The organism is Clostridium sp. KNHs214 (assembly GCF_000744935.1).
In the GTDB taxonomy this organism is placed as follows: Bacteria; Bacillota; Clostridia; order Clostridiales; family Clostridiaceae; genus Haloimpatiens.
Window position 1 is genome coordinate 1,215,645 of the sequence record NZ_JQMW01000009.1, and the last position, 13,182, is coordinate 1,228,826.

Annotated in this window: 10 protein-coding genes; 1 reads left to right on the forward strand and 9 read right to left on the reverse strand. The window is 30.2% G+C overall.

The annotated features are described in order from the left end of the window. Nucleotides 1-77: 77 nt before the first annotated feature. The 3 genes from CC89_RS08290 to mgtE all read right to left on the reverse strand — a co-directional run bounded on the left by CC89_RS08290 (nt 78) and on the right by mgtE (nt 2,671). Nucleotides 78-1,106 (reverse strand): WG repeat-containing protein, encoded by a 1,029-nt coding sequence (locus tag CC89_RS08290; protein WP_502685623.1) that lies wholly within the window; start codon nt 1,104-1,106, stop codon nt 78-80. Further along, nucleotides 1,096-1,263: a hypothetical protein gene (locus tag CC89_RS20485; RefSeq protein ID WP_185750706.1), complete on the reverse strand. Its 168-nt coding sequence runs from the start codon at nt 1,261-1,263 to the stop codon at nt 1,096-1,098. The genes CC89_RS08290 and CC89_RS20485 overlap by 11 nt, the downstream gene beginning before the upstream one ends. Nucleotides 1,264-1,327: 64 nt before the next feature. Continuing rightward, entirely contained in the window at nt 1,328-2,671 is a 1,344-nt protein-coding gene (gene mgtE, locus CC89_RS08295; RefSeq protein ID WP_286161316.1) for a magnesium transporter, read from the reverse strand. 557 nt (nt 2,672-3,228) lie between these two features. Between mgtE and CC89_RS08300 the strand changes: the two genes are divergently transcribed. Then, nucleotides 3,229-3,987 (forward strand): exodeoxyribonuclease III, encoded by a 759-nt coding sequence (locus tag CC89_RS08300; protein WP_035291011.1) that lies wholly within the window; start codon nt 3,229-3,231, stop codon nt 3,985-3,987. A 138-nt stretch (nt 3,988-4,125) separates the two neighbouring features. Here CC89_RS08300 and CC89_RS08305 read toward each other — a convergent pair whose 3' ends face one another. The 6 genes from CC89_RS08305 to CC89_RS08330 all read right to left on the reverse strand — a co-directional run bounded on the left by CC89_RS08305 (nt 4,126) and on the right by CC89_RS08330 (nt 13,040). Next, nucleotides 4,126-5,112, reverse strand: a complete 987-nt coding sequence (locus tag CC89_RS08305; protein WP_035291012.1) for a polysaccharide deacetylase family protein — start codon at nt 5,110-5,112, stop codon at nt 4,126-4,128. 249 nt (nt 5,113-5,361) lie between these two features. Continuing rightward, a complete protein-coding gene (adhE, locus tag CC89_RS08310) occupies nt 5,362-7,953 on the reverse strand; it encodes a bifunctional acetaldehyde-CoA/alcohol dehydrogenase (RefSeq protein WP_035291013.1) in 2,592 nt (863 codons plus the stop codon). A gap of 658 nt (nt 7,954-8,611) precedes the next feature. Beyond that, nucleotides 8,612-9,559: a DUF1002 domain-containing protein gene (locus CC89_RS08315; RefSeq protein ID WP_051931643.1), complete on the reverse strand. Its 948-nt coding sequence runs from the start codon at nt 9,557-9,559 to the stop codon at nt 8,612-8,614. 225 nt (nt 9,560-9,784) lie between these two features. Next, nucleotides 9,785-10,972: a coenzyme F420-0:L-glutamate ligase gene (locus CC89_RS08320; RefSeq protein WP_035291014.1), complete on the reverse strand. Its 1,188-nt coding sequence runs from the start codon at nt 10,970-10,972 to the stop codon at nt 9,785-9,787. A 268-nt stretch (nt 10,973-11,240) separates the two neighbouring features. Then, a complete protein-coding gene (locus tag CC89_RS08325) occupies nt 11,241-11,732 on the reverse strand; it encodes a peptidylprolyl isomerase (protein WP_035291327.1) in 492 nt (163 codons plus the stop codon). 438 nt (nt 11,733-12,170) lie between these two features. Continuing rightward, on the reverse strand, nt 12,171-13,040 hold the full coding sequence (locus tag CC89_RS08330; RefSeq protein ID WP_035291015.1) for an SDR family oxidoreductase: 870 nt from the start codon (nt 13,038-13,040) through the stop codon (nt 12,171-12,173). Nucleotides 13,041-13,182: the final 142 nt, after the last annotated feature.

Here is a 13,182-nt window from a genome sequence, read left to right on the forward strand (position 1 = left end):
AATACATTATAAAAATACCATCCTAGGAATTGAAACTATTCCTAAGATGGTATTTTTATAATATAAATAATTACTTTTTATTTTAGAATTAATTGTCCATTTTTATCTATATAATTTATTTTCTTACCACATTGAACTCTAGCAATGCCCTGTTCAAACACTCCTGCTTCTTGAAACTTAGGTTCCACTACAAAGTTTCCTTCCATATCTATATATCCCCATTTTCCTTGTACTTCTACGGATATTAGTCCTTCACCAATAGTTCCTACATTGTCATATTTTACTTCAACTACTTCTTTTCCTTCTTTACTTATAAAGCCATACTTATCTCCAATGGCTACTGCTGCAAATCCCTCATAAAAGTCGTCTGCCCAATGGTATTTTGCTGATATTACCATATCTCCATTTTTGTTAATAAATCCGTATTTATTATTATACTCAACGGCAGCCAAACCTTCACTGAAATCATTTGCTGTGTAGTACTTAGGCTCAATCATTACTTTTCCTGTTTTATCAATGTATCCAAAGTTACTCCCTATTTGAACTGAAGCCAAACCTTCGCTAAAATTATGAGCACAATTATATTCAGCCTTTATTACCATATTTCCTTCTTTATTTATATATCCTAACTTGCCACCAGATTGAACTAGCGCTAACTCTTCACTAAAATCAAAAGCATCTAAAAACTCTGGTTCTATTACCATCTCATCATTTTTATTTATATATCCCCATTTATATCCTAATTGTACCGCTGCTAATCCTTCTGAAAAGTCCATAGCTTCTTTATATTTAGGCTCTATAACCACATGCCCATTAATATCCACATAGCCTTTTGTACCTTTCAACTCCACTGTAGCTAAGCCTTCGCTAAACTCATAAACTTCGTCATATTCAGGTTTCACCACATATTTACCTTCTTTATTTATAAAACCGTAGTAATCGCCTATGGCTACTATAGCCAAGCCTTTCTGAAACTCTTCTGCATAATCAAATTTAGCTTCTATACATATTTGTCCCTTATTGTCCATAAATCCATAATTACGCCCTATTTGTATGGGGTAAAGTTTAATATCTTCCATATTGAATTCTCCTTCTCTACTTATCAAATAAGCCTCCAGTTTTCTTGTTTCTTATGGCTTTTCTAGTTCCACCTATATTCTTTTGCGGTCTTAAACCATTTATCCCTTGAGAACCCCTTTTCTTTTTCTCTTCTATTAATTTTTTCATCATTTCGATATTTTTATTTTCAACATTATTTTTCATCTTATTCTCCTTTGTATAACTAAACTTAAATTTTATAAAATCATCTATTGCTTATATTAAAAAACTATATACCAAGCATTAATTTTGCAACAGAAAAATATACTATAAGTGATGCTGCATCTACTATAGTTGTTATCAAAGGACTTGCCATGATAGCAGGATCCAACTTTAGCTTTTTAGCTAATATCGGTAAAATAGCTCCTACAATTTTAGCTAAAATTACTGTAAATACAAGTGTCAAGCAAACAGTAATAGATATGTTTAAGGACACTTTTTCTATAAAATAAAGTCTAAGGAAGTTTATGAAGGATAAAACTACACCAACTATTAAGCTTACTCTAAATTCCTTCCAAATTACCTTCAATGTGTCTTTACCTTTTATTTCTCCTAATGCAATACTTCTTATAACCAAAGTTGCAGATTGAGAACCTGCATTTCCGCCAGTATCCATAAGCATAGGTATAAATGCAGTTAAAATAACAACGGATTGGAGTACATCCTCAAATCTCTTTATTATTCCACCGGTAAAAGTTGCAGATATCATAAGTATAATAAGCCACATAAGCCTGTTTTTAGCAAGTTTCCAAACTCCAGTGTTTAGGTACTCTTCTTCTGAAGGAGCCATAGCTGCCATTTTCTGAAAATCTTCTGTATTTTCTTGTTCAATAACATCCACTATATCATCCACTGTAATAATCCCCGTAAGTCTACCCTCCGAATCAACCACTGGCACTGCTATTAAATCGTATTTTTTAAACACATGTGCTACTTCTTCTTGGTCGTCATGGGTATGCACATACACTATATCTTTTTTCATAATATCCTTAATTTCTAAGCTATAATCGCTTAAAATTAAATTTCTTAAAGATATTATGCCTTCAAGTTTTCTTTCATCTCCTATTACATAACATGTATATATAGTTTCCTTATTTACTCCCGTAGCCTTTATATGCTCTATAGCCTTTTGTATTGTCATATCTTTTTTTAAATCCACATATTCTATAGTCATTAAGCTTCCTGCTGAATTATCTGGATAGTTTAAAAATTCATTTATAAGCTTTCTTTCTTCCACATTAGAATATTTTAAAATCTTTTTTACCACTTTTGCTGGCATCTCTTCTAAAAGGTCAATCATATCGTCAAAATAAATTTCATGCATTATATATTCTAGTTCTTTATCTGTAATAGAAGATATCAACTTTTCTTGAAAATCACTATTGGTATAGTTAAATACATCTATTGCTAAATCCTTTGGAAGAGTTCTAAATAGGATTATAGCTTCCGCTATATCCAGCTGTTCCATTATTTCGCCAATGTGGACCGAGTTAAGATTTACCATTTGTTCTCTTACATCAGCGTATTTCTTTTCCTTCATAAGCTCTAATATTTTTTCTACATTATTGTTCACAGGTATCAGCTCCTTTTTAGAGCCATCCCTTTAATAGTTATGGCTCTTCTTATTTTATTTTTTATACTCCGTCCCTGTCCAGGATCTGTGTCCATAACTATCACCTTCTCCTATATAAATTTAAAAATTCATTCACAAAAAAATAAAACCTAGTTTGCTCCAGTAGAGAACCCTAAGTTTTGCTTACATATTCCTCATATTAAAATTCTATCACATTAAATAGCTATTATCAACTCTAATAATCTATAAAATTGATTATTTTATAAAAATATATTAACATTAAAAGTAACATATTAATTTATTAACTATTCACTACAAATGTCCCTTACGGAATTTAAACTATTCTATTATTGATTTTTTTAAGTAATCTATTAGTCTATTATCAAACAGTAATACATTGTTTAATCTTATATACAATCATGTATATATTTCTATGTTAAAATAAATTTGTACTATATATAAAAAAGAAGTGTTTTCTTAATCTATATATAAAAAATAAATAAGTTTATAAGCAGCTAAATAACTGCTATAAACTTGTTATTCGAGGAGTGATACTTATGAAAATATATTCATGGAATGTAAATGGTTTAAGAGCTATTATGAAAAAAAACTTTCTAGAATTTATACAAGAATATAATCCAGATATACTATGCATTCAAGAAACTAAACTTCAAGAAAAAGACTTAAATGATAACCTTAAAAATATTGAAGGATACTATTCATATTTTTCTTTTGCTGAAAAAAAAGGCTATAGCGGAGTAGCTACTTATACCAAAAATAAACCTATTTCCATTAAACATGGCATAGACATAGAGGAATTTGATACTGAAGGAAGAATTTTGATTACAGAATTTCAAGAATTTACTCTTCTAAACATCTATTTTCCTAATGGCCAAATGAATGAAGAAAGATTAAATTACAAAATGAGATTTTATGATGCCATTTTAGATTATTGTAATAAAGAAGTATCTCATGGAAAAAGGCTTATTATATGCGGTGACTACAATACTGCCCATACCCCTATGGATATAAAAAATGCTAAAGCTAACGAAAAAACTTCAGGCTTCTTACCTATAGAAAGAGCTTGGATAGACAAATTCATATCCAATGGCTACACAGACACCTTTAGATATTTAAATCCCGAAGAAGTGAAATATTCTTGGTGGAGCTATAGATTTAAGGCAAGAGAAAGAAATACTGGTTGGAGAATAGACTATCACTTTGTTTCAAATAATTTTTTAAATAATATAGAAAATGCTGAGATATTAAATGAAGTAACAGGTTCAGACCACTGCCCTATAACTATAGAACTTTAACCTTTATTTACTGAACTTCATTACATGGTAATGTATTAAAGATTATTATCCATCGGATAAAAAAAGCCAAACACCTTGTGTATAAGTTAAGTGTTTGACTTTTTTCGCTATATTTCGGTAGGTGCCAGGCACCTTATTTTACTTTAATGTTTTAAATTCATATCCTAGTGATTTCAAGTGATTAATTATTTCTTGAAGTGACTTTGCAGTATTTTCTTTTCCGTAAGTATCATGCATTAATACAACAACTCTATCTGGTTTACAATTTTCAGTAATTTCTCCTTTTACACGTGCTGCCAATTGCTCTGGAGTTCTTCTTCTACCTTCTGCGTCTCCTGATAAGGCATTCCAATCTATATAAGCATAATTCCTATCATTCATTACTTTATCTATACCTTCTGTGCCCTTCCATGACATATGTCCACCCGGAAATCTTACTACTCTAGTATGAAAATCCTCTCCTAAAACTGATTTCATTATTCTTTCATTTTGGTCTATTTCATTCATAAAATTATTAGCATTTACAAATCTTCCTGGGTACAAATGCTTATAATTATGAGAATAAGTGTGATTTCCAATAGCATGTCCTTCCTTTATAGTTCTTTTTAATATTTCCTTAGCTCCATCAGAAGTTTCTAAAGAATTTCCTACTATAAAAAATGTTGCTTTTAAATTATTTTCTTTTAATATATCCAATATTTTAGGTGTCACTGTTGTAGATGGTCCATCATCAAAAGTTAAAAATGCTATTTTCTTTCCGTCCACATATGCTTTGCCACTTTTTAGAGTTTCCTCAATTTTTTTTGCATCATATGCATATTTATTTCCCTCTACTGTAACGTTTGCTGCTTTTAATATATCTTCTGGATTAGATTTTTTGATTTCTTTCTTTCTAGGCTCTTCTTCTGTTAAATATTGTTTTCTGCTATTTTTATCTTTTGAACCTTTTTTATCACTATTTTTTTCAGATAAAACTTGTACGTTTGATTTTTTAGACTTTTTATTTAAAACGGATTTAGTTAAATAAGCTCCCGTAGTTACTATCATAAGTACACTTACTGCCAATAGTATTCTTCTTGTTTTAAATTTTTTGTTATTATTTTTTCGTATTTTTCTATTTCTCATTTTATATGCCTCCTACAACTTGTCCTCTTGATATATATATTATAATACTTTATGGCTTAATGTGTTACAAAAGTCTTTAATTTGGTTAAAATTTGGTTACATTTTGTGGTTTAATCATCTATCTTAATTCTTAAAAATCAATAAAATAAAAAAAGCACCTTCACCTTTAATTTGAAATGTGTCCTTTTGCAGAACAGTTCAATTAAGTGTGAATAGTGCTTTTCTTTTTATCTAATTTGTATATACAATCTATTTTTCTAATTTACCAAAAGCATTTATATACATTTGCTTTATTTCGCTTATTAATGGATACCTAGGGTTAGCTCCTGTACATTGATCATCAAAAGCCTGCTCTGACATATCATCTAATGTAAAATAGAACTTTTCTTCTGAAACTCCCGCTTCTTTTATAGACATTGGTATATTAACCTTTGCTTTTAATTCATCTATAGCTTTTATTAATAATATAACTTTTTCATCTGCTGTTTTTCCACCTAATCCTAGGTAGTCAGCAATTCTTGCGTATCTCTCCTTAGCATTTGGATATTTATATTGTGGAAATGCAGCTTGCTTTCTTGGATCATCTACAGCATTGAATTCTATAACTTCATTTATAAGTAATGCATTGGCAATTCCATGTGGTACATGGTGTGCTGCTCCTAATTTATGTGCCATAGAGTGACATACACCTAAGAATGCATTTGCAAATGTCATACCTGCGATTGTTGAAGCATGGGCCATTTTTTCTCTAGCTTCTACATTAGTTGTTCCTTCATTATAGGCAAGTGGTAAGTATTCAAATATTAATCTTATAGCTTCTAATGCCATTCCATTAGTATAATCTGAAGCAAGCACTGATACATAACCTTCTAACGCGTGAGTTAATGCATCTATGCCTGATGCTGCTGTCAATCCTTTTGGCATGCCCATCATAAGTTCCGCATCAACTATCGCCATATCTGGAGTTAATTCGTAATCCGCAAGAGGATATTTAATTCCTGTTTTTTCATCAGTTATAACTGCAAATGGGGTGACCTCTGAACCAGTTCCAGCAGACGTAGCAACACATATAAGAGTTGCTTTTTCACCCATAGTAGGAAATTTGTAAATTCTCTTTCTTATATCCATAAATCTCATAGCTAAATCTTCAAATTTCACTTCTGGATGTTCATATAATACCCACATAATCTTAGCAGCATCCATTGCTGAGCCGCCACCAACAGCTATTATAGTATCTGGATTGTAGCTTAACATTTCCTGTGCACCCTTCTTAGCTGCTGCAAGCGTTGGATCTGGTTCTACATCCGTAAATATTTTATAATCAACACCTACTTCATCAAGTACTGATGTTATTTTATCTACATATCCTAATTGGTAAAGCACTTTATCTGTTACTATAAATGCCTTCTTCTTATTTAACTCTTTTAATTCTTTTAGTGCAACTCCAAGACTACCATATTTAAAGTAAACTTTCTCTGGAACTCTAAACCAAAGCATATTTTCTCTCCTCTCAGCCACTGTCTTTATATTTAGTAAATGTTTAGGTCCTACATTTTCTGATACAGAGTTTCCTCCCCAAGAACCACAACCTAAGGTTAAAGATGGTGCTAATTTAAAGTTATATATATCCCCTATGGCACCTTGTGATGAAGGCATATTAACTATAGTTCTACCAGTTTTCATTACTGTACTAAATTTTTCAATATTTTCTTTCCCTTTCATGGTGTCTACATATAATGATGAAGTATGTCCAAATCCACCTAATTCTACTAGTCTTTCAGCCTTTACCAAAGCATCATCAAAGTTTTTAGCTTTATACATTCCAAGTACCGGTGATAGTTTTTCATGTGAAAATGCTTCGTCAAATTCTACAGATTTTACTTCACCTATAAGTACTTTAGCAGTTTCTGGCACATTAACTCCAGCCATCTCAGCTATTTTATATGCTGGCTGACCAACTATATTAGCGTTTAAGTTTCCATTTATCAGTATAATTTTTCTTACTTTATCTATTTCATCTCCTGTAAGTATATGAGCTCCTCTATCTAAAAATTCTTTTCTTACTTTATTGTATACTGAGTCAACAACTATTACTGATTGCTCAGAAGCACATATTACTCCATTATCGAATGTTTTTGAAAGAAGTATTGAATTTACTGCCATCTTTATATCTGCAGTTTCATCTATTATTGCTGGAGTGTTACCTGCTCCAACTCCTATTGCTGGTTTTCCAGAGGAATAAGCAGCTTTAACCATTCCTGGTCCACCTGTAGCTAATGTTATATCTGATTCCCTCATTATAACCTGTGAAAGTTCAATTGAAGGCTCATCTATCCATCCAATTATTCCTTCTGGCGCTCCTGCTTTAACTGCTGCATCTAGTACAATCTTAGCAGCTGCTATAGTTGATTTTTTTGCCCTTGGGTGTGGTGAGAAGATTATACCATTTCTTGTTTTTAGAGCTATTAAAGCCTTAAATATTGCAGTAGATGTTGGATTAGTTGTTGGAACTACTGCTGCAATTACTCCTATAGGTTCCGCAATTTTAGTTATTCCAAAAGCACCATCCTTTTCTATAACTCCACAAGTCTTTTCATCCTTATATTTGTTATATATATATTCTGAAGCAAAATGATTTTTGATTACCTTATCTTCAACAATACCCATGCCTGTTTCTTCTACCGCCATCTTAGCAAGGTTAATTCTATTTATATTTGCAGCCATAGCTGCTTGTCTGAATATTTCATCCACCTGTTCTTGATTTAATCTTGCAAATTCCTTTTGTGCTATCTTTACTTCTGATATTTTTTGCATTAATTCTTCAACGTTGGTTACCTTCATTAAAAACACCTCTTTCAAAACATTCTTGGAATTATAGTAATTTTAAATATTTTCTCTAGGCATATTATTTTTTACAATATTATTATCCAACATTGTTTGTTAAATGTCAATCATAGTTTGATAATTTTTATATTTTTTATATCTTTTAATAATATTATATTTAGTACTTTAAAATCTTGATACACATAAAATGAACTTTTTTACATGTATCGCTATTTATCACTACATAAATCCTATTGTCCATTGATTGTTAAAAATTTATTTTTAAATCACATTCTTATTGCTTATTTACCCTGACTAACAAATAAACAAATATTCAAGTTAATTTATTAACAATAACATTTAAAAAAAGTACCTACTATTTATAGCTTAGCAGATACTTTTTATTCAAATTATATTTATATAATTATATGATTAAACCACAAAAGTTACAATTTGGTGGAATTATGAAATTTCTCTTCCATGACTTGCATAAGGTACATGAAAAGAAATAACAATTCAAAGATGCTAGTATATTTTGTGTCAGACAAGGAAGCAAATTACGGCTCTAGTAGGATTATCATCGGTTTCTGCTGACGCAGTATGACGCAAAATAGACTAGCATACTGACTTGTTATTTATTTGAATGTGCATAAGAGCTCGGAACAATAAATTTAATTTAAGATACATAATTTGTGTAAGTTTTTTCAACATATATTTCTTCTCCTACATTGTAAGAAAAAAGATCCACAAAGAAATCTTTAATAGCTGTAAAAAATCCTTTAATAGCCGATCCTATTTTGCTAAAAAAACCTTGAGCTTCTTCACTGTTCAATTTATCCTTTAATGATTTGCTTACTCCATTTAATTGATCTTTCAATTGACTAAAATCTAAATTTAAGCCATTTATCTTCTTCATCAAAGCAGTTATATTCTCTATATCCTCATCGCTTAATTTTTGACCATAGTTATTAGTTATGTTTACTACTATTTTTTTTATTTCTTCTTCTGTTTTAGGTTTTTTCTTAATAACATCTTTCTTAACTTCATTCATTAATTTAGCAGCTTCATCTTTTCCAATTTTGTCACCTAGTTTACCAGTTTCAACCAATTCTTCATTAGCCACTTTCTTTTTATTTTCATCAATTTTTTTACCGCCACTACTATTTTCAAATCCTTTTAATATACCTGTAAGTGCTGCTGTACCTGACACCTTAAATGGAGCTCCTACTTTAACATTGGCATTTTTTATACCTGCTGTTATTAATGCATTTTTTATCATACTTTCTGTAACCCAAGATATATTATTTACTGAAATATTCAAGCCATCTTTGCTTGTGGGCTCTACATAAGAACATGATATGGCCTTTGTACCTATTTGCTCCTTAGAAGCTACCTGTCCTAAATATTTAACCTCTTCTTCATTGGTAACTTCTATTACATTTGCATCTCCTTTATTAACGCCAAAATATTTAAGCATGTCTTCTTTTTGTTTTGCGCTTAAATCAGCTCCCAACGTAACAACTTTAAAAGAATCTGCATAAGCATTTTTTGCTGGGAAAACTGTTGCCACAGACATAATCATTAATGCTACTAATAATCTACTTATAATTCTCTTAACTTTCATTTTCATCTTTAGGGAGAAAGTCTATTATAAATATCCCTCTCCTCTAAAGTTCACCTCCCTCTATAATCTTTAAATTTATTACTATACATGAAAAAATGCCACTGCTTGCCATATATACAGCACATTATATTTCATTTATATAATATCCTATATATTATTTGTATTCAACAATACCTATTTAAATTATCAATATTTTAATATTTAAACAAAAAGAGTAGCTATCCGCTACTCTACTGCATAACTATCAAAATATCCTTGAATTAATACTATTGGAGTTCCCTTATCTCCACTACCACTGGTTAAGTCACATAAACTTCCCAAAAGGTCTGTAAGCTGTCTTGGAGTTGTTCCTAATTTTTCTCCTTCAGAACTTTCATTTTTTGTCTTCTCCATAATTTTCTTTTTCATTGCTTCCGCCATGTCTTTAGAATTTAAATTTTTAAGCTCATTGTCTGCAATATACTTTAACTTTATCTCATTTGGTGTACCTTTAAGCCCATCTGTATATCCAGGAGATACCACTGGGTCTGCCAGTTCCCATATTTTGCCTACTGGATCTTTAAAAGCTCCATCACCATAGACCATTACCTCTACATTTTTACCTGTTTTTTCTTTTATTCCTCTTTGAATATCTTCTACAGTTTTTCTACAATCCTTAGGAAATAACTTTACTGTAGTATCAGTAGCTAAATTAGAACCTAATAAGCCATAATCCGGATTAAATCCACTTCCATTGATAGAACTATTTAATATTTCATCTATTCCATATACATTTTTAGCTCCAGCTTGTTTTAATAATCTTTTAGTTCTATTTCTCTCGTGTATATTAGCAACTAAAACTTCTTTGGTGTATTTTAATGCTACCCTCGGGTCATTAGCAAGGATTATTTCTATATTATTATTTACAGAAATATTTTTATACATTTCCACATAATCAATTCCTGTAAATGGATGAGTAACCTTGTCCCCAAATAATTTTCTATACTTCTCTTCTGTTAAAACATCAGTATATGGATTAACTCCCAACTCGTCCATTTTATCTACATCCATTAAATGATTTCCAACTTCATCAGATGGATAGTTTAAAAATAAATATATTTTCTTGCCGCTAGCTGCTAGACCTTTTAATATTAAAGAAAATCTATTTCTACTAAGTATTGGGAAAACAACTGCAAAATCCCCTTTAAATTTTTTATTTATATCCTCAGCAATATCTTCAACAGAAGCATAGTTTCCTTGTGCCCTTGCAACTAAGGATTCTGTAACTCCTATTATATCTCTATCATTAATGCTAAATTTTTCAGTCTTCATAGCTCTTATAATTGATTCTACTACAATATTAACTAAATCATCACCTTGTTTTACTATAGGAGCTCTTACCCCTCTCACTGTAGTGCCTACTACTCTTGTCATATAAACATCTCCCTTTTTTAAAATATCGTACATCTGAAACCACATATCACCTGTGGAATAACTACTTTCTCAAAGTAGTATACAAACATTCACAGTATAATATTATCAAATGTACGTAATTTTACTATCACAATGATATTATAGCACCTATAGCACAAATTTAGTAGGCTTATAAAAAAAAATTTAGCTATATCTTCCTTTTATATTAATTAAAAAACATATGTATTCTACATAATTCGGGTGGTGCCAGGCACCATTTTAGACAATGTTATTGTTTTTCTGGTTCATTATATTCAACTCCAAAAGTATCTACAGTTACTTTTTTCATTTTTTCCTCTTTAATAGGCTTATCTTTGCCATCTCTCTCAACTGAAACTATTCTATCTACTTCTTCCATACCTTCTATTACTTTGCCAAAAGCTGCATACTCTCCATCTAAATGAGGAGCTTCTTTTACCATTATAAAGAATTGTGAACCGGCTGAATCTGGTCTGCTGGATCTAGCCATAGATATTATTCCTCTTTCATGCTTTAAATCATTTTTATAGCCATTGGAACTAAATTCACCCTTTATTGCATAACCTGAACCACCGGTTCCAACACCTTCTGGATCTCCTCCTTGTATCATAAATTCTGGAATTACTCTGTGGAAAATCACCCCATCATAAAATCCCTTATTAACTAAAGAAATAAAGTTTCTTACAGTATTAGGTGCTATTTCTGGATATAATTCTATTTTTATTTTATTTCCATTGTCCATTTCTATAGTTACCAATGGATTTTTATCCCCTGGCTTCTTTTCTGTATTGATTTGTTTACTCTCTCCTTTTTTCTCCCCTTGTTTCTCTATGTTTTTATTAGCTTTAGAACAACCTGCAGCCAAAATAGCAATAGCACAGATTAATGTAGCTACTATATATTTCCCAAATTTCTTATTTAACATTAAAAAAAACTCCTTTCAATACATCTTTTTCGTACTTATATTTCTTATTATTAATAAACTGTTTAAAAAAACAGTTATGAATATAATACTATTTTAAGTCTATTAAAATATATATTTGTGTATCTTTGCATATTTATGTTTATATTCATTCATCTATAATAATTCTCTTATATTGTTTTATTTTTAGTCATAATTATATGTCCTCTTATTTACAGTTTAAGCCATATATCTATAAATCAATAGAATTTATTTTAATTACAAGAGGCTTAATCTATAGTCTTTTAAACATTTAGTTAACCCATCTCTAGTAGAAGTAAATTTTATACCATATTTCTCTATTTTTTTTGTATTTAATCGTATATCTCTAGGAAAATCTTTATATTTTTCTTCATCTTTTATAAGTATCTCATTCACTCTATTACTCAATCCCATTTCCGTTAATATATATTTTACTACTTCATATCTGCTCATAGAATTATAGCTTCCCATATGGTAGGTATCATAAGGTAATTGGAATACTCTTTTAAAATTTTCTACCATTTCAAAAACATAAGTCATACCTCTGAATTCATTTGCAGATGCATATATTTTTTCTCCTTTTAGTAAAGAAACCACTGTTTCCCAAAGTATGTTTGATGAAATGCTTAAATTTTTTTCTGGCATACCAAACAACCATGTAAATCTTACTATCCACAATTCATCTATTATATCCTTTAACAACCTTTCTGCTTCTAATTTATTTTTACCATACACAGTATTTGGCACTGGTCTATGTCCTTCATCATAAGGCCCATTTTCTATATTTCCATTAAATACTTGTTCAGAACTTATAAATACAAGTTTTGCTCCTACATCTTTACACGCCTTAGCCACATTAATAGCTCCATCTACATTTATTTTTTGAGCTATTTCTGGATGCTCATTACAAAAGTCCGTAACCGCTATAGCTGCAGCATGTATAACATAATCTGGTTTAAACTCTTTAAAAACCTTCATTACTTTTATATCATCTGTTATATCTAAATCCTCTCTTCCTGTAGACAATATTTTATATTCATTTTTATATCTTTCATAAAATCTTGTACAAAAAAATCCCTGTCCTCCAGTTAATAATATCTTTTTCACTGAACACTCACCTACCTATTATTTTTTATTTATTTTATGATTATCCTACAAAAAATATTAAATTACTTGAATTATGAAAACAACTAAAAAATATACTTTATTCACCAATTTTCTATTGATAGTTTTCATAAAGAACATTACT